At 25.3% G+C, this 21819-nt stretch carries 18 protein-coding genes; 7 read left to right on the top strand and 11 right to left on the bottom strand.

Features of this window, described 5'->3' with window-relative positions:
- Positions 1-45 precede the first annotated feature (45 nt).
- The 8 genes from corC to prfB form a co-directional block, all read right to left on the bottom strand.
- Positions 46-921: a CNNM family magnesium/cobalt transport protein CorC gene (gene corC, locus D9V72_RS02245; protein ID WP_158355128.1), complete on the bottom strand. Its 876-nt coding sequence runs from the start codon at positions 919-921 to the stop codon at positions 46-48.
- 80 nt (positions 922-1001) lie between these two features.
- Positions 1002-1310 (bottom strand): rRNA maturation RNase YbeY, encoded by a 309-nt coding sequence (ybeY, locus tag D9V72_RS02240; protein ID WP_261979218.1) that lies wholly within the window; start codon positions 1308-1310, stop codon positions 1002-1004.
- A 178-nt stretch (positions 1311-1488) separates the two neighbouring features.
- Positions 1489-2808: a tRNA (N6-isopentenyl adenosine(37)-C2)-methylthiotransferase MiaB gene (gene miaB, locus D9V72_RS02235; protein ID WP_158355124.1), complete on the bottom strand. Its 1320-nt coding sequence runs from the start codon at positions 2806-2808 to the stop codon at positions 1489-1491.
- A 56-nt stretch (positions 2809-2864) separates the two neighbouring features.
- Entirely contained in the window at positions 2865-3659 is a 795-nt protein-coding gene (thyA, locus tag D9V72_RS02230) for a thymidylate synthase (protein WP_158355122.1), read from the bottom strand.
- A gap of 6 nt (positions 3660-3665) precedes the next feature.
- Positions 3666-4517: a prolipoprotein diacylglyceryl transferase gene (lgt, locus tag D9V72_RS02225; protein WP_158355120.1), complete on the bottom strand. Its 852-nt coding sequence runs from the start codon at positions 4515-4517 to the stop codon at positions 3666-3668.
- A 35-nt stretch (positions 4518-4552) separates the two neighbouring features.
- Entirely contained in the window at positions 4553-5800 is a 1248-nt protein-coding gene (gene lysA / locus D9V72_RS02220) for a diaminopimelate decarboxylase (RefSeq protein ID WP_158355118.1), read from the bottom strand.
- A 68-nt stretch (positions 5801-5868) separates the two neighbouring features.
- On the bottom strand, positions 5869-7386 hold the full coding sequence (lysS, locus tag D9V72_RS02215) for a lysine--tRNA ligase (protein ID WP_158355116.1): 1518 nt from the start codon (positions 7384-7386) through the stop codon (positions 5869-5871).
- 9 nt (positions 7387-7395) lie between these two features.
- Positions 7396-8494, bottom strand: a protein-coding gene (gene prfB, locus D9V72_RS02210; RefSeq protein WP_222836980.1) for a peptide chain release factor 2 whose coding sequence is annotated in 2 segments (ribosomal slippage) — positions 7396-8418 and positions 8420-8494 — 1098 coding nt in all. Because the reading frame shifts where the segments join, the coding sequence is not laid out codon by codon here.
- 175 nt (positions 8495-8669) lie between these two features.
- Between prfB and ygfZ the strand changes: the two genes are divergently transcribed.
- Positions 8670-9632, top strand: coding sequence for a tRNA-modifying protein YgfZ (gene ygfZ, locus D9V72_RS02205; RefSeq protein WP_158355114.1), 963 nt, complete (start codon positions 8670-8672; stop codon positions 9630-9632).
- 128 nt (positions 9633-9760) lie between these two features.
- Positions 9761-10384, top strand: coding sequence for a guanylate kinase (gene gmk / locus D9V72_RS02200; RefSeq protein WP_158355112.1), 624 nt, complete (start codon positions 9761-9763; stop codon positions 10382-10384).
- A 103-nt stretch (positions 10385-10487) separates the two neighbouring features.
- Here gmk and typA read toward each other — a convergent pair whose 3' ends face one another.
- Entirely contained in the window at positions 10488-12311 is a 1824-nt protein-coding gene (typA, locus tag D9V72_RS02195; RefSeq protein ID WP_158355110.1) for a translational GTPase TypA, read from the bottom strand.
- A gap of 203 nt (positions 12312-12514) precedes the next feature.
- Here typA and yihA point away from each other — a divergent pair, with 203 nt between their 5' ends.
- Positions 12515-13132, top strand: coding sequence for a ribosome biogenesis GTP-binding protein YihA/YsxC (gene yihA / locus D9V72_RS02190; protein WP_158355108.1), 618 nt, complete (start codon positions 12515-12517; stop codon positions 13130-13132).
- A gap of 60 nt (positions 13133-13192) precedes the next feature.
- On the opposite strand, the gene D9V72_RS02185 is transcribed toward yihA, so the two are convergent.
- Both D9V72_RS02185 and D9V72_RS02180 read right to left on the bottom strand, forming a co-directional pair.
- Positions 13193-14056: a 5'-3' exonuclease gene (locus D9V72_RS02185; RefSeq protein WP_158355106.1), complete on the bottom strand. Its 864-nt coding sequence runs from the start codon at positions 14054-14056 to the stop codon at positions 13193-13195.
- A 110-nt stretch (positions 14057-14166) separates the two neighbouring features.
- Positions 14167-14796, bottom strand: coding sequence for a DsbA family protein (locus tag D9V72_RS02180; protein ID WP_158355104.1), 630 nt, complete (start codon positions 14794-14796; stop codon positions 14167-14169).
- A gap of 141 nt (positions 14797-14937) precedes the next feature.
- Between D9V72_RS02180 and mutS the strand changes: the two genes are divergently transcribed.
- From mutS to D9V72_RS02160, 4 genes are all read left to right on the top strand, one after another.
- Complete coding sequence (mutS, locus tag D9V72_RS02175) at positions 14938-17343, top strand: DNA mismatch repair protein MutS (protein WP_158355102.1); 2406 nt, start codon at positions 14938-14940, stop codon at positions 17341-17343.
- A 190-nt stretch (positions 17344-17533) separates the two neighbouring features.
- Positions 17534-19339: an assimilatory sulfite reductase (NADPH) flavoprotein subunit gene (locus D9V72_RS02170; protein WP_158355100.1), complete on the top strand. Its 1806-nt coding sequence runs from the start codon at positions 17534-17536 to the stop codon at positions 19337-19339.
- Positions 19339-21048, top strand: coding sequence for an assimilatory sulfite reductase (NADPH) hemoprotein subunit (gene cysI / locus D9V72_RS02165; RefSeq protein WP_158355098.1), 1710 nt, complete (start codon positions 19339-19341; stop codon positions 21046-21048). Before D9V72_RS02170 ends, cysI begins: the two co-directional genes overlap by 1 nt.
- A gap of 15 nt (positions 21049-21063) precedes the next feature.
- A complete protein-coding gene (locus tag D9V72_RS02160; protein ID WP_158355430.1) occupies positions 21064-21798 on the top strand; it encodes a phosphoadenylyl-sulfate reductase in 735 nt (244 codons plus the stop codon).
- Positions 21799-21819: the final 21 nt, after the last annotated feature.

Raw genomic sequence — 21819 nt, 5'->3', positions numbered from 1 at the left:
AAAAAATAATTTTATTTTTTTTATTTGAATTTAAAAATTAATTTTTTATGTATTTATTAGAACTGGTACTTTATTTTCTGGTATTGTTACATGTATTTGTATAACTTTTCTACTGTCTGCTATGGAAATTTTAAAAGAATATCCATCAATATTGATGCTTTCACCACGACTTGGTAAATGACCGAATTCTTTCATAACTAATCCTCCTATAGTATCTACTTCTTTATCACTAAAATTAGTTTTGAAAGTTTCGTTAAATTCTTTTATTTCTGTAAGTGCTCTGATAGAAAATGTACATTTTTGCAATTTTCTAATATTTAATGTTTCTTCATCATCATACTCATCTTCAATTTCTCCAACTATTAATTCAAGTATATCTTCTATAGTAACTAGACCTGAAACTGCTCCAAATTCATCGATTACTATAGCCATGTGATTTCTTTTTGAACGAAATTCTTTTAACATTCTATCTACATATTTGCTTTCTGGAACTACGACAGCAGGTCGTAATATATTTTTTATAAAAAAAACGTTTGTTGAATTTTGCATAAATGGTAATAAATCTTTAGCGATTAAAAATCCTTCAACATAATTATTATCACTACTCATAACTGGAAAACGTGAATGTGCGGATTCAATGATAATATCAAGACATTTATTTAAATTATAATTTAGTTTTAATGTTACCATCTGTGTTCTTGGAATCATAATTTCTTTTATTCTTTTTTTGACAATATGCATAACTCCTTCTAGCATATCGCAGGTATCTTGATCAATAAGTTCATTTTGTTCTGAATCTCGAATTAATACTAATAGTTCTTCTCTATTTTTAGGTTCATCATGAAAAATTTGATTTAATAGAACAGAAAAAAAACCTTTTCTATTTATTTTATCAGAATTTTGTAAATGCTTATTACTCATAGTATTAGATTGTCTATTTTGAAATATGTTCTACTATTCTATTGTAGAAATGCTTGAGTTAAAATATTTTTTATAAAAGATTAATAATTTTTTAAAATGTGTGGTTGCTTATAATTCAAAGAAAGCATGATTTTATTTTCAATTTTTTCCATAATATCTGTTTCGTGATTATTTTGATGATCATATCCTAATAAATGTAGTGTTCCATGTATTGTTATATGGGCCCAGTGTGATTCTAATAATTTTTCATATTTTAAAGATTCTTTTTCTATTATATTCTTACATAATACTAAATCTCCTAATAATTTATAATTGCCTTTAATAAATTGATTGTAAGGAAATGATAAAATATTTGTAGGTTTATTTTTTTTTCTATAAGTAAAATTCAATTTTTTAATCTCTAATTCATCTACGATTCGTATCGTGATTATATTAATGTTTTTTTTTTATATAAAACTTTTTTTATCCATTTTTTAAAATATAATTTTTTTGGTATGTTTTCACTTTTCTGACAACAATGTTGCAGATTTAAAATAATATTTTTCATAGATCTTGATTAAATTATTTTTACAATAATTCACCTTTTAGTGAGTGTGTATGTACTTGTTTAATTTTTACGTTAACAAATTGACCAATCATTTTAGATGAACCTTGAAAAGTAACAATTCTATTGTTTTCCGTTCGCCCGTATAAGTTCATAATATTTTTATCAGACACACCTTCTACTAAAATAGACTGTATGCTTCCAAACATTTTTCTACTCCACAATAGTGTTTGTACATTTATACGATCTTGCAAAAGATATAAACGTCTTTTTTTTTCTTTCATATCAACATCATCTTTCATTTTAGAAGATGGTGTCCCAGGTCGATTAGAATATATGAAACTAAAACTCATATCAAAGTTAATATTTTTTATAAAGTTCATAGTTTTTTGAAAGTCTATTTCAGACTCCCCAGGAAAACCTACAATAAAATCAGAACTAATTTGAATATTAGGTCTAGCAATGATTAATTTTTTAACAATAGATTCATAATCTTCGATTGTATATGAACGCTTCATTAAATTGAGGATTCTATTGGAACCACTTTGTACAGGAAGGTGCAAAAAACTAACTAGTTTTGGTGTGTCTTGATATACTTCGATAATGTCATCCGTAAATTCTAGTGGGTTGCTAGTAATAAAACGGATTCTATCAATACCATCTATTTCTGCGACTAATCTTATTAATTCTGAAAAATAACAAATTTTCCCATTAAAAGTTGGGCCCTGATATGCATTAACATTTTGTCCTAATAAATTAATTTCTCTTACTCCTTGTTTTGCTAAAACTGATATTTCAAATAAAACCTCATCACATGGACGACTGATTTCACTTCCTCTTGTATATGGTACTACACAAAACGAGCAGTATTTATTGCATCCCTCCATAATAGAAATATCTGCTGTATATCCTGTTTTTTTAGGTTCTAAAGCATATTGAAATTTTTCTAATTTAGGAAAGCTGATATCAATAGATAATTTATTTTTTTTTTCTACTTCAGAAATCATTTTTGGTAGTCTATGTAAAGTTTGAGTTCCAAATATGATATCGACATAATTTGCTCTTTTAAAAATTTCTTGGCCTTCTTGAGTTGCTACACAACCTCCTACAGCAATAATAACTTTTGGGTTTTTATTTTTTATTTTTTTCCATCTTCCAAGCTGATGAAAGACTTTTTCTTGAGCTTTTTCTCTTATAGAACAAGTATTCAATATTAAGATATCAGCGTTATTTGCTGATTCAGTAAGCACGTATTTATTTTTTTTTTGCAACAAGGTAATTATCATAGATGAATCGTATTCATTCATTTGACAACCCCAAGTTTTTATATATATATATTTCATGTATTTAACAATTAATCCGATTGATTTTTCAAGATATTATTTTCAATATAAATTTTTTATACAGATATTTTCCCTTTAATAGAAGGATGAGGATAATATTCAATGATTTTAAAATCTTGAAGAGAATATTGAAACAATGATTGAGGTTTTTTGAGAATGATTAATTTTGGAAGTTTTCGTGGTGTTCTAAGTATCTGTTTTTTTGCTAATTCAATATGATCGTTGTATAAATGAACATCACCTCCTGTCCATAAAAATTCTCCAACTTTTAAGTTACATTGTTGTGCTATCATATGTATTAATAATGAATAACTAGCTATATTAAAAGGTAGACCAAGAAACACATCACAAGAACGTTGATATAATTGACAACTTAATGTGTTATTAAAAACATAAAATTGAAAAAGGACATGACAAGGAGGCAACTTCATTTTATCTATTTCTCCAACATTCCAACTAGAAACTAATATTCTACGTGAATTAGGATTATTTTTTAATTGTGTCAATACATTTTTTATCTGATCAATTTTATTGCCTCCGGGTGCATTCCAACTTCTCCATTGTTTTCCATATATTGGCCCAACATCTCCAGATTGATCTGCCCAATTATTCCAAATTGATATTTTATTTTTATTAAGATAATCAATATTAGTATCTCCTTTTAAAAACCATAGAAGTTCGTGAACAATAGATGGAATATGACATTTTTTTGTTGTCAAAAGTGGAAAACCTATTTTTAAATTAAACTTCATATTATAACCAAAAATAGATAGAGTACCTGTTCCTGTACGATCTGTCTTTTTATTTCCAATCTTAATAATTGTTTTAATCAATTTTATATATTGTTTCATGATTCCTCACGATCTATTTTTATAGAAAGATTGATACATGATAATTAATCCTACAATAATCATTGGAAATGATAGTATTTGTCCCATAGTAATCACATTCTTAAATAATCCTATTTGAGGATCTGGCTCCCTAAAAAATTCTATCAATACTCTAAATATTCCATAACAAATTAAAAATAAACCGCTAACACTACCTAATGGTCTATTTTTTTTTGAGAAAAAATAAATTATAAAAAATAAAATAATGCCTTCTAAAAAAAATTCGTATAATTGAGAAGGATGACGTGGTAATGCTCCATATTTATCTAATAATGGTTTTAATTGAGGATATTTTTTTATTGTTTCTAAATCTTGATATTGAGAATTTGGGAAAATCATCGCATATGAAAAATTTGGTGATACACGACCCCATAATTCACTATTAATAAAATTACCTAATCTTCCAGCACCTAAACCAAAAGGTATTAATGGAGTAATGAAATCAGATATTTCTAATATTTTTTTTTTGTATTTAAAAGAAAAATATAACATTACAATTATAGCACCTATTAATCCTCCATGAAATGACATTCCTCCTTCCCATATATGAAATACACACCATATATTCTGAGAAAAATATGTAAAATTATAAAATATAATATATCCTATTCTTCCCCCAATGCAAGAACCTAAAAAAATAGCGTATAGGAGTGTTTCTACTTTCTTTTTATACCACTTTTCTTTATTTTTAATACTGCGTTTTTTTCCATACCACATTGCGAATAAAAAACTAACAATATACATAAACCCATACCAATGAGCAGAAATAGGACCAATAGTAAAAATTATAGGATTTAATTTAGGGAAAAAGATGTACATTTATTTCGATGATATCCTTTTATCAAAAAAAAATATTATTTTTCTAAATTTAATATTTCTTCAATTGTCTGACGTCTACGAATAACAATAGAATCATTATTTTTCAGTAATATTTCTGGAATGAGTGGTCTAGTATTATAATTAGATGACATTGCAGCACCATAAGCTCCTGTATCATGAAAAATTACATAGTCTCCTATTTTTATAAAGGGTAATTTTCTAGTTTGAACAGTTCCACCTTCTTTTTGTGTAAAAATATCTCCTGATTCACATAAAGGACCCGCTACAACAGTATCAATTGTTTCTGTTTCGTTAATGTTTCTATCATCTCCAGGAATAACAGAAATATGATGGTAACTACCATACATAGTTGGTCTCATTAGATCATTGAATCCAACATCTACTAAAACGAAATTTTTATTACCCATTTTTTTTGTAGCCCATACTCTTGAAATTAAAATACCTGATTCTGCAACTAAAAATCTTCCTGGTTCAATTTCTAATTCAACTTTTTTTCCTAAAAATTCGGATATTTGATTTCTTGCTATATCCCACAACATAAAGTATTTTTTTATATCAATCGGTTGATCATCAAATTTATAAGGTATAGGTAATCCTCCACCAACAGAAACAGATGATATGTTTTGATTTAATTGAAAAACGTATTTAATCATAGATTGACAAACTTTTTTTAAATGTAAATAATCTACTCCTGAACCTATATGCATATGTAAACCTATTAATTTTAATGCATATTTTTTTATAATTGGTATTGCTTCTTTAGGTTCCCAAATCCCATGTTTGCTATTTTCCCCTCCAGTATTAGTTTTTTTACTATGTCCATATCCAAATCTTGGATTAATTCTTAACCAAACATGATGGCCCGGCGAAACTTTGCCTAATTGTTTTAACATATCTAAGGATCCAGCATTTACTGGTATTTTATAATCAACTACTTTAGATAAGGTTTCTTTATCTAAAATGTCCGCAGTAAATATTATTTCATTTGTATTTCCTTTGAACCCAGATAATAAAGCTCTTTCAATTTCACCTAATGAAACAGCGTCTATTTTTACATTTTTATTTCTCATGAGACGCAATATATTAATGTTTGAACAAGATTTTTGAGCAAATCTAATAATATCAAATTTTTTTAATAATTGAATTTTTTTATAGATAATATCAGAATCATAGACCCAAAATGGAGGTTCATATTTTTTTATTAAATTTTTAATTGTTTTTATATTAAGATTATTTTTAGTATCATTCAGTAGTTGTGGCATTTTATATCTCTTTGAATTTTTGTGAAAATTTTTTTATCTCTTAAAAGACAAATTTTAAATTTATAAAATTATTTATTAAAGGAACGAAGTGTTGGAAACAAAATTACATCACGAATACTAATTTGATCTGTTAATATCATAATCAAACGATCTATTCCAATTCCTAATCCTGACGTTGGTGGTAAACCATATTCTAAGGCTTCTATATAATCTTGATCATAAAATATATTTTTATTATTTTCTTTATTTGCTTGTTTAATTTGATTTAAAAAACGTGTTTTTTGATCTTCTACATCATTTAGTTCTGAAAATCCATTTCCTATTTCATATCCACCAATAAAAAGCTCGAATCTATCTGTTGTATCTGGATCAATATCATTGCGTCTTGCTAAAGGAGAAACTTCTACTGGATATTGCGTAATAAAAGTTGGCTGAATTAATTTTTTTTCTACTGTTTTTTCGAAAATTTCATTTTCTATTTGACCCTTTCCCCATTGTTTTTCTACTTTAATATTTATTGATTTTGCAAATTCTTTTATTGATTTAAAATCATCTAAATCCGACAATGTAATTGTCGGATTAAATTGAAGAATAGAATTTTTCATAGTCAATCTACGAAATGGTTTGCTAAAATTAAAATTATTTTTATTAAATATAATTTTATTATTTTTGAAAATTGATTCTGTAATCTTCTTAAAAAGATTTTCTATTAATGTCATCATATCTTCATAGTTAGAATATGCAATATATGCTTCCATCATAGTAAATTCTGGATTATGTCGAGCTGACACCCCTTCATTACGAAAATTTCTATTCAGTTCAAAAATACGTTCGAAACCACCAATGATTAATTTTTTTAAATATAATTCAGGAGCTATTCTTAAATACATTTTAGCGTTTATTTCATTATGATAAGTAATAAAAGGTTTAGCATTTGCTCCTCCAGGAATACTTTGCAACATCGGAGTTTCTACTTCTAAAAAACCATTTTCTGTCATAAAATTACGAATTGCCATAATAATATCAGAGCGTTTTTTAAAAAGATTGTATAATTTATTATTACTAATCAAATCGAGATATCTTTGTCGATATCGTATTTCTTGATTAGATAAACCATGAAACTTATCTGGAAACGGTTTCAATGATTTATTGAGTATTTCTATATGTTGACAATAAACAGATAGTTCCCCTGTTTTAGTTTTAAATAATGTCCCAGTTACACCTAAAATATCTCCAATATCCCATTTTTTAAAATAAGTATTATAAAAATCAGGTGATATTTCTTTTTCATTTATATAAATTTGTATTTTTCCTTCCATATCTTGTAGTGTAAAAAAAGAAGCTTTTCCCATAACACGTCTTTGCATCATACGACCAGAAATAGAAACTTCAATTTTTAATACTTTAAGTGCTTTAGCATCTTTTATTTGATATTTTTGATGAATTTTTTTTGAAGTAGTATTTTTTATAAAATTGTTTGGAAAAGAAAACCCTCTTTTTTTCATATCAATCAGTTTTTTTTGTCTTCTTGTTATTTCGTTATTACAAACATTTTTATGATAATCATTATTTTTTACTTCTGACATTTTTTTTCCTTATAATCCAATTATTAAACTTTGTTCAATAAAATCATCTAAATCACCGTCTAAAACAGATTGAATGTGATTTTTTTCAATACCAGTACGAAGATCTTTAATTTTTGAGTTATCTAATACATATGATCGTATTTGATTACCCCAGGTTATATTTGATTTATTTTTTTCTATTTTTTGCTTCACTTTTTGTTTTTTTCTTATTTCCATTTCATATAGTTTTAATTTCATTTGCTTCATTGCTTGTTCTTTATTTTTATGTTGAGAACGATTATTTTGACACTGGGTGACAATACTTGTAGGTAAGTGAGTAATACGTACGGCTGATTCTGTTCTATTTACATGTTGTCCTCCAGCTCCAGATGCTCTATAAACATCAATTCTAAGATCAGAAGAATTTATGTTTATGTTAATTTTTTCATCTATATCTGGATATATAAAAATTGAACCAAAAGAAGTATGGCGTCGATTCCCAGAGTCGAAAGGACTTTTTCTAATCAAACGATGTATTCCTGTTTCTGTTCTTAGCCATCCGAATGCATATTCTCCATTTACTTTAATAGTAGAAGATTTGATACCCACTATTTCTCCAATAGATTCGTGAATAATTTCTGTTTGAAATCCTTTTTTATCAGCCCATCTTAAATACATTCTAAGTAACATTTTAGCCCAATCTTGTGCTTCTGTACCTCCTGAACCAGATTGTATATCCATATAACAATTGCAGTGGTCATTTTTTTTTGAAAACATACGATAAAACTCAAGTTTTTTAATTTTTTTTTCTATTTTTTGTGTTTCTATGAAAGATTCTTTTAATACACTTTCATCTTCTGTTTCTACTGCTAATTCTAAAAAAATAGTTACCTCTTTAATATTTTCTTCTATTTCATTAATCTTTTGAACTACAGAACTTGATAAATATTTTTCTTTATTAAGTTTTTTTATAGATATTTGATTTTTCCATGTTTCAGGTAGTGATAATTCTAAATTAATTTCTGAAATACGAGATTCTTTTTTGTTATAGTCAAAGATACCTCTTGAGGTCTTTTATGCGTTTTTTAAAAGTTTTAATTTGATTGGTTATCATATTTGTTTCTGACATAGTTTTATAGTTCTTCTATTAATTTAATTTGTATTGAAAAATTTTTAACTTTTTTTAATATATTCTTTTAAAATATGTAAAAATTGTATTTTTTATTATATCTATTTAATTAAATAGATACATTTATTTTAATTTTATATACTTTATATTAAGTGTGTTTTAGGAAATAAAAATAATGTCATCATTTCTATTGTTACAAAATCTTGTTTATCCTTCAGATGAATTATCATTAACAATGATAGTTCTTGAAGAATGGTCTTTAACTTATGTAGAAGGTTTAGATAGTAAAAAATATCTTCAAAGTCAATTAACTATTGATATGAATTTATTACCTAAGACTCATCACACACTTTGCGCACATTGTGATTTTAATGGTAAAGTTTCAAGTACTATGCATTTATTTCATTATGAAAAAGGTTATGGTTATATTCAACGAAAAAGTATTAGCAAAATTCAAGTGAAAGAAATTCAAAAGTATTCTGTTTTTTCAAAAATAAAAATACATGAATTAAGCGATGTTTGTTTAATAGGATTTGCAGGGTTAAACGTTAGATCATTTTTATTAAATTTTTTCATTAAAATACCAGATAAAAATTGCTCAGTAATTCATGAAAGTAATAAAACTATACTGTGGTATGGAGAACCGTCAGAACGTTTTTTATTAGTTTTGTCTTTGTCTGACTTTTTAATTTTAAAAAGAAAAATAAATAAAAATATATTCTTTAATAATAGTAAACAATGGTTATTATTAGATATTGAAGCAGGATTTCCTATTATTGATGAAATATGTTCTAAAAAATTTACACCACAAGCAATTAATTTAGATAAGCTTAAAGCTATAAGTTTTAAAAAAGGATGTTATTATGGACAAGAAACAATAGCACGAATATTTTTTAAAAAAATAAATAAACATTTTCTATGTTTTTTAATAAGCAAAGGGAATATTTTACCAAAAATAGGTTCATTTATCGAAACTCAGATACATGATAAATGGTGTAAAATTGGTTTTTTATTATCTATAGTTCATGTTAAATTTGAAGAGATTTATATACAAGTAGTTTTACGAAAATCTGTAGACGTAAAGAATTTATTTAGAGTATATGGATTTAAAAATATTTTTTTAATAAAAAAAGGGTAGTTATATAGAAATTATTTTTTTATTTATATATTTTATCTTTTGAAAAACACAATATTTGTTTTTTATTTCATTAAGAAAAAATATTTTTTTTTATAAAATTTCAGGCGAAACTATATTTTAAAAATATCATGTCTCAAGGTATTCTTTTTATTATTTCAGCTCCGAGCGGAACAGGAAAATCAAGTTTAATTCAAGGATTGTTACAGTCAAAAAATTTGTGTAATATTCAAGTATCTGTTTCTTATACTACTCGAATTATACGACCAGGTGAATTGCATGGGAAACATTATCATTTTGTATCAAAAAAAGAATTTCAAATTATGATTAAACAGGAATCTTTTTTAGAATATGCAAAAGTTTTTAGTAACTATTATGGCACTTCGCGTCAATCTATTGAACGAATGTTGTTTTCTGGAATTGATGTTTTCCTTGATATTGATTGGCAAGGAGCTAAACAAATTAAATATAAAATGCCAGAATCAAAAAGTATTTTTTTACTGCCTCCTTCTAAAGATACATTGTATAAAAGATTAAGAGAAAGAGGTCAAGATAGTGATATAGTAATTGCAAACAGGATGGAAAAAGCAGTAGATGAAATGAAACATTATTCAGAATATGACTATTTGATTATTAATGACGATTTCAAACAAGCAGTAAATGATTTAAAAACAATTATTACTGCGGAACATCTATGTTTATTTCATCAAAAGAATAAATACAACTTATTAATTTCGAATTTATTAAAACGTTAATTAGAGAAAACTATTAAATAATTCCTGCAAATATTTTTATATAATTCTATTGAATAAATAGAATTATATAATTAAAAAGACAATATTAAATATTTTTACTTTTTTAATTTATATTTTGATTTCGTTGAGCTTTTTTTCTTTCATTTTCTTTCAAATAAAATTTGCGTAATCGTATGGAATGAGGTGTAACTTCTACAAGTTCATCATCATTAATAAATCCTATTGCTTCTTCTAACGTTAAATTAATAGGAGTCGTTAAAACTATTGCTTCATCTGTTCCAGAAGCTCTCATATTAGTTAATTTTTTCCCAGTCAAGCAGTTAACTGTCAAATCATTAGAACGATTATGTAATCCTATTATTTGTCCTTCATAGACTTGAGCACCATGTCCTATAAATAACTTTCCTCTTTCTTGCAAATTAAATAAAGAAAAACCCACTGCCATACCTGTGCTATTAGATATTAAAACTCCATTTTTTCTTTGTCCAATATTATTATTTTGAAGATAATCATAGTGACTAAAAGATGAATAACAGAGTCCTGTTCCAGAAGTTATACTCATGAATTCTCCACGAAAACCAATTAGTGCTCTACTGGACAATATATATTCAAGCCGTACTCTTCCTTTTGAATCCATAATCATATTTTTTAATTCACCTTTTCTTGTTCCTATAAACTGCATAACACTTCCTTGATTCTTCTCTTCAATATCTAAAGTTACATTTTCAAATGGTTCTTTTTTAATTCTATCAATCTCGCGAAAAATGATTTTAGGACGAGATACTTGTAGCTCAAATCCTTCACGACGCATATTTTCAATCAATATAGATAAATGTAATTCCCCTCGCCCAGAGACAGAAAAAATATTTGCGTCTTTAGTTTCTTTTATTTGTAATGCAACATTATGTACAGTTTCTTTTTTTAATCGTTCTAAAATTTGACGAGATGTAATATGTTTTCCTTCTTTTCCTGAAAAAGGTGAAGTATTTACTGAGAAAAACATATTTACTGTTGGTTCGTCTATACTTAATGCCGGTAGAGATTGTAAATTATCTGGATGACAAATTGTATCAGAAATTTTTAATTTATTGAGACCTGTAATAGCAATTATATCTCCAGCATTACCTTGATCGATTTCTATTCTTTTTAATCCAAAATAATTTAAAACTTTATTAATTTTTCCATTTCGATTTTTTCCGGAGCTATCGATAACAGTTACTGTATCATTAGGTTTTATTGATCCTTGTTTAATTCGACCAACTCCTATAACTCCTAAATAATTATTATAATCAAGTTGTGAGACTTGCATTTGAAATTTTTGATCAGGATTCACATTAGGAGCAGGAGCATATCTAATGATAGATTCATATAATGGAATCATATTATTTTCCATCTTTAGATAATCTGTTCCTGAAGTTCCAAGAATAGCAGATGTATAGATAATAGGAAAATCAAGTTGCTGATCATTTGCATCAAGATTAACAAAAAGATCAAAAACTTGATCTACTACCCAGTCAGGACGAGAATTAATTCTATCAATTTTATTGATAACTACTATAGGGTTTAGACCATGTTTAAATGCTTTTTGAGTAACAAATCTTGTTTGTGGCATTGGTCCATCTAAAGCATCTACGACTAGAAGAACTGAGTCTACCATAGACATTACACGTTCTACTTCACCACCAAAATCAGCATGTCCAGGAGTATCTACTATATTTATTTTATAATTTTTCCATTTTATAGAAGTATTTTTAGATAAAATTGTAATACCTCTTTCTTTTTCTAAATCATTAGAATCCATAATTCTTTCAGTTTTTTCTTCATGCTCTTGAAATGTTCCTGATTGTTGTAATAGTTTATCAAGTAATGTAGTTTTTCCATGATCAACATGTGCTATAATGGCAATATTTCTTATATTGTGATGCATTTTTTTTCCTTTTAAAAATAGTAATAATAGAGATGTATTACAGATTGGTTTGAGATAGAATTATAAGACGAGATTTATTATTGAGGAATAGTATTGATATGCTAACTTTTATGAATATGTGTAAAAAATATTTTCTTTTATATAAAAATAATAAAATTTTTATTTAGACAATTCTTTATGAATATCATAAAAAGGAGTAAATTTTGAACATATTAGATTATAATAAAACAAGTTTTTTAAAAAGCTATTCAAAAACAACTGATATAGAAATTCAAGACGGTATTGAAATTGCATTTGTTGGTTATTCTAATTCAGGAAAATCTAGTGCTATTAATACATTAACTAATCAAAAAAAATTAGCTCATTTCAGTAAAACTCCGGGAAGAACTCAATTAATTAATTTTTTTGAAGTAGTTTCGGGTTTAAGAATAGCTGATCTTCCTGGATATGGTTATGCAAAAGCGCCTTTTTTAATTAGAAAAAAATGGCAAAAAATGTTATATGATTATTTGGAGAAAAGAAATCAAGTAAAAGGTTTTGTTTTTCTAATGGATATTAGATATCCATTAAAAAAACTTGATCAAAAAATAATTAATATAGCTTTTGATAAAAAAGTTTCTATTTTAATATTGCTAACTAAATGTGAAAAAATGACAATAAGTCAACAAAATATTCAATTTAATATAGTTCGGAAGAAATTAAATTTTCTACTAGATTCTTTTGAAATTTTGCTATTTTCATCTCATAAAAAAATTGGTATTAAAAAATTGAGATCTATTCTAAGCAATTGGTATAATAAGTATATTATTTTAAATAAATAATGATGTCTAGATAATAAATAAAATATTATTAATATAATTCCATAAAAATTTTTTATATACTTATGATTTAAAAATATGACTTTTAAAAATTTGAAATGTATTTTTAGAACAATATTTATTTAAAATCATTTCTTTTGAAGTTATATTGATTGGAATGTCTAATTTTATTGCTGCTAATTTATATGAAAGAAAAGCTATGTCTTTATTATTTTTTAGTTGAATTGCAATATTCTTAGCATTTCGAAATGGTAAAAATTTTATTTTTTCAATATTATTGTAAATATTTCTAATATTAGAAAACTTATTTAGTAAAGACAATGCAGTTTTAGTTCCTATTTTAGGAACTCCTGGAATATTATCAGAAACATCTCCCATTAAAGCCAAAAAGTCAATGAATTCTTTAGGTTTAATACCATATTTTTTTTTTATTGATTCTGGTGTAATAATACAATTATTTTTTTTATTAAATATGTTAATATTTTTTGTTACAAGTTGGAGCATATCTTTATCATGACTTATAATTAATATCTTATTTCCTGTTTCTTCTAATTGAAAAGCTAAACTACCAATAATATCATCTGCTTCTATTCCTGGTATAGTTAATATTTTAATGCCAATTTTTTTTAATATTTCAAAAAGAGGTTGAATTTGAATATATAGTGAATTGGGCATAGGTGATCTATTTTTCTTATATTCTTTAAATAGTTTATTTCTAAATGTTTTTTTAGAGGAATCAAATATAATGACAAATTTTTTTGAATTTGGATATTTTTTCAAAATATTATCTATCATTTTTAACATACCATATATCGCTCCAAATGGTTCTCCTAAAGCGTTTTCAAAGTGGGGAAATCCATAATAAGATGAATATAAATATAAACTTCCATCGATTATAATAACAGGTTCATTTTTTTTTTGATTCATATTTTCTCTTTAATATATGTTTATTACATCAAAATGTTGTTTTTGATAAAATAAAATGGATAAATATAAAAAAATGAAAAAATTATATATTTTGATATTAATAAAAAATATTATTTTTTGTTTAGTAAAAATTGAATGAGTTGAATATATTTTTGAGAAAAACTATCTTTAAATATTTCTTCTATTGTTGAATAATCAATTATGTATTTTCCGTTAATTAGCATGCTTGGAATATGTTTTAAATTAGATTTTTTGATGTCTTTTTTTTGTTTTTGAACTAATATTTTAAGTGTTAAGCTGTTCCAAAAATTATTAAATGTACTTTCGTTCACTCCTGCTTCTTTTTCAAATATTTTTTTTATATTCTTTAGATTATGAATTGTATGAGTTTTTTGAATTCCTTCGAAAATAGGTAGAATAATTTTTTTTTCGATGCCCATTTTTTGTGCTATTATCCAGGATTTTGTTAATGTAGAACTTAATGTTCCTCCTAAAAAATTCACATGATATATTTGAATATTTATGTTTTTTTTTACATTATTTTTAATTAAATATCTTATATTATGTGTTTTTTCAAATTCATAACAGTATGGACAAAAAAATGAAAAAAAATCGATTATGTTAGGGACATCAGTTATAATCTTATTTTTTGTAGTATATTCTTTTCCGTTTTTAAATTCACAAGCAAAAACATTAAAAGAAAAGAGAAGGATCCATAAAATAATTAATATTTTTTTCATTTTGATCACCTAATTTATTTATCTGTTTTTTTAAAGAATAAAAGTGATCTTTAACATAATATAATATATAAGCGTAAAATACTATTAGTATAATTTTTCATGTTTTTGAATATATAAATGGAGAAAGATAGATTTTATATTATGAAAAAAAAAATAACTATTGATATTAATAATCATACTCCGATGATAAAACAGTATTTATCTTTAAAATCACAGTATCCTGACATGTTACTTTTTTATCAAATGGGTGATTTTTATGAGTTATTCTATAAAGATGCTGAACGTATTTCTCAATTATTAAAAATTACTTTAACAAAAAAAGGGTATTCAAAGAATAAGATTATACCAATGGCTGGAATTCCATGCGATAAATCACAATATTATTTGTCAAAACTAGTAAAATTAGGTGAATCTATTGCAATCTGTGATCAAGAAAAGGAAGCTTATCATAAAAATAAATTAATTTCTCGTAAGATAGTTCGTGTTATTACTCCTGGAACTATTACAGATGAAGCATTTCTTGAAGAAAATGAAGATAATTTTATAGCCGCTATTTGGAAAGAAGACAATGAATTTGCATATTCTATATTAGATGTTTCTTTAGGTTTTTTTGGTGTATCTAAGATTTTTAATACTAGTGATTTACTTTCAGAAATCGAACGTACAAATCCGAAAGAAATACTCTATCCAGAAAATTTTTTAGATATTTTTTTAATTGAAAATAGAAAATGTATTCGTAAACGTTCATTATTAGAGTTTGATTTAGAAACATCATATAAGTTGCTTAATTTGCAATTTAAGACTTATAGTTTAAGTGGGTTTGGTATAGAAAAAAATAATTTTATAATCCGTGCAGCTGGTTGTTTACTTCAATACGTTAAATTGATGCATATGAGCGTTTTACCAAATATTCGTTATTTAAAATATAATTATATGGAAGATAATATTTTTATGAATTTCAGTACACGTAAAAGTTTAGAAATTACTCAAAATATTTCAGGAGAAAAAAAAAATACTTTATCTTCAATATTAAATAAAACAGTTACATCTATGGGTAGTAGAATGTTAAATCGTTGGTTAAATTCTCCTTTAAAAAATTTTAATATCGTTAGAAATCGTCATGAAAGTGTTAAGATTTTACAACTTTTTTACAAAGAAATACAACCTATTCTTCGTCAAGTTAATGATTTAGAAAGAATTTATTCTCGTATATCTTTGCGTACTGCTTCGCCTCATGATTTTATACGAATGCGTTCTACATTAGAAATATTACCTGATTTACATTTAATACTAAAAAAAATAAAATCAAAACATATACAAAAAATACGTCTTTCTATTAGATATTTCAAAGATATTTTATTTTTGTTAAAAAAAGCAATTAGTTTAAAACCATCTTCATCAATTCGTGATGGAAATGTAATAGCTTCATTATATAATGCTCAATTAGATGAATTAAGATCTATTAAAATAAATTCTAAACAATATATCAAAGCTTTTGAAGAAAAAGAAAAAAGAAAATTAATGATTGAATCATTTAAGATTCGATTTAATAAAATTATTGGTTATTACATCCAAGTAAGTAAACGTCATATTCATTTAGTTCCGCAGCATTATATCAGAATACAAACATTAAAAAATGCAGAACGTTATACTATTCCTATACTAAAAGAGTATGAACAAAAAGTTTCAAATGCAGAAATTCAATCTTTATCTCTAGAAAAAAAATTATATGCAGAAATTTTTGATATTATAGAACCTTTTTTAGAAAAATTACAAGATAGTGCATTAGCATTATCAGAATTAGATGTATTAGTAAATTTATCTGAACGTTCTATATCATTAAAATATGTATGTCCTATTATGAGCAAGAAATATGGTATTTCTTTATTAGATAGTCGCCATCCAGTTGTTGAATGTGTTTTAAAGACACCATTTATCAGTAATTCTATTATTTTATCGAAAAAGCAAAGAATGCTTATTATCACAGGTCCAAATATGGGTGGAAAAAGCACTTATATACGTCAAATTGCTCTTATTATAATAATGGCTTGGATCGGTAGTTTTGTTCCTGCTAGATATGCTTCAATTGGTTCCATTGATAAGATTTTTACAAGAATTGGTTCTGCAGATGATTTAAGTAATGGATGTTCAACATTTATGATGGAAATGACTGAAATATCTAATATTCTTCATAATGCAACATCTAATAGTTTAGTTTTAATTGATGAATTAGGACGAGGCACATCAACTAATGAGGGATTGTCTTTAGCTTGGTCATGTTCTAGATATTTGATAAATAAAAATAAATCTATGACATTATTATCTACACATTTTTTTGAATTAACAAAATTAGAATTAATAGAAAAATGTGTAAAAAATTTTCATTTTACTGCTATTGAAAGTAATACGCATATTGCTTTTTTGTATAAAATTAAAAATGGTACATCAAAAAAAAGTTATGGTATATCAGTTGCTTCATTATCTGGATTACCAAACAGTGTTATAGAAAACGCGAAAATAAAATTAAAAGAAATGGAAAATATATAATTATTTTTTAATGCTGTGTTTACTCTTGAGATATTATATCAATATTTTCTTGAAAATTTTAGAATAAGTAATTTTACATAAAATTTTATTTTTATTATTAGGTAATAGCAAAAAATTAACATTTTCTGTAAATTATATTTTATTAATAATATTAAGTGTTTAATGTAATAAAATTTGGATATTTAGTACAATGAAAAATCAAAAAATGTTTGATCTTTTACTTCCATTAAATTCAGAACAATTAAATAATTTAAAACAACTTGAAATGACTTGTACTAATATTCAAAGTGCTTGGTTGTCAGGTTATTTTTGGAAAATTGCTAATCAAAAATCTGATGTAATATCTCTTAAAAAAGATAAATTAAATGAAAATAATCAAATTATTACTATAATTTCGGCTTCTCAAACTGGTAATGCAAAGTTATTATCTGAACGTCTTAACGAATATCTTAATAAAAATAATAAAAAAAGTCGCTTAGTTAATGCGATTGACTATAAATTTAAAAAAATAAAAGATGAAAAAATATTAATTTTAATTATTTCAACGCAAGGTGAAGGTGAACCTCCAGAAGAAGCATTATCTTTATACAAGTTTATAACGTCAAAAAAAGCACCTGATTTAAATCATCTATATTATAGTGTTTTTGGATTAGGAGATACATCTTACAATTTATTTTGTCAAGCAGGTAAGGATTTTGATAAAAGATTTAAAGAATTGGGTGGAAAATCTTTATTAGATCGATTTGATGCTGATATTGAATACGAAGATGATTATAACAAATGGTCCCAAGATTTATTAGAATCTATTAATAATAAAGAAATTATTGTTAAATCTTCTTTTTTAGATTTAGAAAAAGAAAATAAATTTACAATTTTAAATAATTCTTATACAAAACAAAACCCCGCTAAAGCTATTATTTTAAAAAATCAAAAAATTACTGGTCGTAATTCCACAAAAGATATTCGTCATATTGAAATTGATATTAGCGGTTTAAATATTAATTATATACCTGGTGATGCACTTGGTGTTTGGTATAAAAATGATACTAATCTAGTAAAAAATATATTAGAATTACTTTCTATAAATATGTTTGATAAAATTAAAATCAAAAATAATGTCATTACAATTTTTGATGCTTTGCAAAATAATTTTGAATTAACCAATAATACTAAAAATATTGTTAAAAACTATACAAGTTTTACAAAAAATAAATCTTTAAAAAATATTGTATCTAACGATTTTGATTTGCAAAATTATACGATTCAAACTCCTCTAATCAAAATGATAAATGATTATCCATCAAACTTATCTGCTGAACAATTGATTAGTTTACTTCGTCCATTAACACCTAGATTGTATTCTATTTCTTCTTCACAAGCAGAAATTTTTGATGAAATTCATATCACAGTCAGTGTTGTGAAAAAATTAATTTCTGGTTGCATGCACTTTGGTGGAGCTTCTGGTTATATTACACAATTTTTAAAACCTGATGATGCAATAAAAATTTTTATTGAAACTAACAATAATTTTCGATTACCTATTAACCCCAACACTCCAATAATAATGATTGGTTCAGGAACAGGAATTGCTCCATTCCGTTCTTTTATGCAACAAAGAGATAATGATGGTGCTAAAGGGAAAAATTGGATTTTCTTTGGAAATCCTAATTTTACTGAAGATTTTTTATATCAAACAGAATGGCAACAATACATAAAAAAAGGATTAATTACTAATATGCATTTAGCTTGGTCTCAAGATCAAGAGCATAAAGTATATATACAAGAAAGGATAAGAGAAAATGGAAAAGAAATATGGTCTTGGATAGAAGAAGGAGCTGAAATATATATCTGTGGAAATGCTTCTAAAATGGCAAAAGATGTTGAAAAAGCATTGTTAGATATCATCACTGAAAACAGTGGTTTAAATCTTGAAAATGCTCATGAATTTTTAAATAATCTTCGTTTTAAAAACCGTTATAAAAGAGATGTATATTAATGAAAAAAAACTATAATGAAAAAGTTCCAGAAAAAAAATTAACAGATGCAGAACGTATTAAAAAAAATAGTAATTATCTTCGAGGAACAATTATTGATGATTTAAATAATGAGATCACCAATGGTTTTAGTGGAGATAATTTTTCACTTATTCGATTTCATGGTATGTATCAGCAAGATGATCGAGATTTACGTTTAGAACGACATGAGCAGAAACTAGAACCACGTTATGCAATGATGCTTCGTTGTCGATTGCCCGGAGGAGTAATAAAAGCTAAAAAATGGTTAAAAATTGATCATTTTGCTAGCAAATATACGTTGTATGGAACTATTAGATTGACTAATCGTCAAACTTTTCAATTCCATGGAATTTTGAAAAAAAAATTAAAAGATGCACACAAAATGTTACATGATATAGGATTAGATTCATTGGCTACTGCTAATGATGTAAATAGAAATGTACTCTGCACATCTAACCCTATGGAATCTTTTATTCATCAACAAGCTTATGAATGGGCGCAAAAAATTTCAAGTTTTTTATTGCCACACACGAAAGCGTATGCAGAAATTTGGTTAGATCAAAAAAAAATCGTTGGAACAGATAAAGAACCTATATTAGGACAAACATACTTACCAAGAAAATTTAAAACAACTGTAGTTATTCCACCATATAATGATGTAGATTTGTATGCAAATGATATGAATTTTATTGTTATTGCAAAAAATGAAAGAATTATTGGTTTTAATATATTAATTGGAGGAGGACTATCTTTCATTCATGGTAATAAGAATACATGGCCGTTTCTTGCAACAGAAGTAGGTTATATTTCTGTAGAAAAAACTTTGTCTGTAGCTAAAGCTATAGTAACAATTCAAAGAGATTGGGGAAATCGTGCTGATCGGGCAAATGCTAAAACTAGATATACTATAAATAATTTTAGTTTAAATTCTTTTAAAAAAGAAATTGAAAAACGAGCGAATATTATTTTTGAACCAATTCGTGATTATAATTTTATCAGTAGAGGAGATAGGTTTGGTTGGATTAAAGATATTAATAATAATTGGAGTTTAACATTATTTATTCAAAATGGACGTATATATGATGATAAAAATAAATTACTTAAATCTGGATTATTAAGAATAGCCAATGTTCATGATGGTAATTTTAGAATTACATCTAATCAGAATATAATTATTTCTGAAGTATCTGAGGAGCATAAAAATAAAATAGAAAAAATAGCAGTATCACATGGATTGATCAGTAAAATTACTAATTTACGTCAAAATTCTATGGCATGTGTTTCATTTCCTACTTGTCCCTTAGCCATGGCTGAAGGAGAACGTATGCTGTCTTTTTTTATTACTCAGCTAGAAAAAATCATGTTAAAATATGGTTTAGAGAAAGAAATTATAATTTTACGTGTTTCTGGATGTCCTAACGGTTGTGGAAGGTCATTGCTAGCTGAAATTGGTTTAATTGGTAAATCTATTGGTCGATATAATTTATATATAGGAGGTAATCGAATAGGAAGTCGAATTGCAAAAATTTATAAAGAAAACATTACAGAAAAAGAAATATTAATTCATTTAAAATATTTAATTAAAATTTGGTCTCATGAACGAAAAAAACATGAAGCTTTTGGAGATTTTGTCATTAGAAAAAATTTTGTTAAAGAAATTATTAATCCTATTTATGATTTTTGGAGTTAGTATGGAGAAATCATGATGTCTATATTTAAAACTGAAAATATTAATTTACTAAATTCTCAAAAAAAAAATAAGATATTATCTGAATTCAATGTTCTTTTATCTAATTATTCTGCAGAAAAACGTATTTCTTGGGCATTAAGCAATTTGCCTCATATACATATTATGTCCTCTAGTTTTGGTATTCAATCAGTAGTATTATTACATCTGATAACTCAACAAAAACCCGATATTCCCGTCGTGTTAATTGATACAGGTTATTTATTCCCTGAAACATATAAATTTATTGATATATTAACTAATAAATTTAATCTAAATTTAAAAGTTTTTAGATCAAGAATATCTCCTTCATGGCAGGAAGCACGGTATGGAAAATTATGGGAGAAAGGGATAGAAGGAATTAATTTTTATAATGATATTAATAAAATACAACCTATGCATTGTGCTTTAAATGAATTATCAGTACAAACATGGTTTTCTGGTTTGCGTCATGATCAATCAAAAAGTCGAAATTCTTTAGTATATCTTTCTATTCAAAAAGGAGTATTTAAAATTTTACCAATATTAGATTGGTCTAATAATAAAATAAAAAATTACTTAAAAGAAAATAATTTAGATATTCATCCTTTATACAAGAAAGGATATCTATCTGTAGGAGATACTCATACTACTAAAAAATATGTTCCTGGTATGTTAGAAGAGGAAACTCGTTTTTTTGGATTGAAACGCGAATGTGGTTTACATGAAAATTAAATTTTTTAAATATTATTAGTA

It is taken from the genome of Buchnera aphidicola (Macrosiphum gaurae) (assembly GCF_005080965.1).
GTDB lineage: Bacteria > Pseudomonadota > Gammaproteobacteria > Enterobacterales > Enterobacteriaceae > Buchnera > Buchnera aphidicola_S.
The sequence above is the reverse complement of the archived record's forward strand: the minus strand, read 5'-3'. Positions and strand labels throughout refer to the sequence as shown.

What these genes read in the sequence shown, in the direction of transcription:
- corC (WP_158355128.1), bottom strand. Translation starts at nt 921, where the DNA reads ATGAGTAATAAGCATTTACAAAATTCTGATAAAATAAATAGAAAAGGT.
- miaB (WP_158355124.1), bottom strand. Translation starts at nt 2,808, where the DNA reads ATGAAATATATATATATAAAAACTTGGGGTTGTCAAATGAATGAATAC.
- thyA (WP_158355122.1), bottom strand. Translation starts at nt 3,659, where the DNA reads ATGAAACAATATATAAAATTGATTAAAACAATTATTAAGATTGGAAAT.
- lgt (WP_158355120.1), bottom strand. Translation starts at nt 4,517, where the DNA reads ATGTACATCTTTTTCCCTAAATTAAATCCTATAATTTTTACTATTGGT.
- lysA (WP_158355118.1), bottom strand. Translation starts at nt 5,800, where the DNA reads ATGCCACAACTACTGAATGATACTAAAAATAATCTTAATATAAAAACA.
- lysS (WP_158355116.1), bottom strand. Translation starts at nt 7,386, where the DNA reads ATGTCAGAAGTAAAAAATAATGATTATCATAAAAATGTTTGTAATAAC.
- ygfZ (WP_158355114.1), top strand. Translation starts at nt 8,670, where the DNA reads ATGTCATCATTTCTATTGTTACAAAATCTTGTTTATCCTTCAGATGAA.
- gmk (WP_158355112.1), top strand. Translation starts at nt 9,761, where the DNA reads ATGTCTCAAGGTATTCTTTTTATTATTTCAGCTCCGAGCGGAACAGGA.
- typA (WP_158355110.1), bottom strand. Translation starts at nt 12,311, where the DNA reads ATGCATCACAATATAAGAAATATTGCCATTATAGCACATGTTGATCAT.
- D9V72_RS02185 (WP_158355106.1), bottom strand. Translation starts at nt 14,056, where the DNA reads ATGAATCAAAAAAAAAATGAACCTGTTATTATAATCGATGGAAGTTTA.
- D9V72_RS02180 (WP_158355104.1), bottom strand. Translation starts at nt 14,796, where the DNA reads ATGAAAAAAATATTAATTATTTTATGGATCCTTCTCTTTTCTTTTAAT.
- mutS (WP_158355102.1), top strand. Translation starts at nt 14,938, where the DNA reads ATGAAAAAAAAAATAACTATTGATATTAATAATCATACTCCGATGATA.
- D9V72_RS02170 (WP_158355100.1), top strand. Translation starts at nt 17,534, where the DNA reads ATGAAAAATCAAAAAATGTTTGATCTTTTACTTCCATTAAATTCAGAA.
- cysI (WP_158355098.1), top strand. Translation starts at nt 19,339, where the DNA reads ATGAAAAAAAACTATAATGAAAAAGTTCCAGAAAAAAAATTAACAGAT.
- D9V72_RS02160 (WP_158355430.1), top strand. Translation starts at nt 21,064, where the DNA reads ATGTCTATATTTAAAACTGAAAATATTAATTTACTAAATTCTCAAAAA.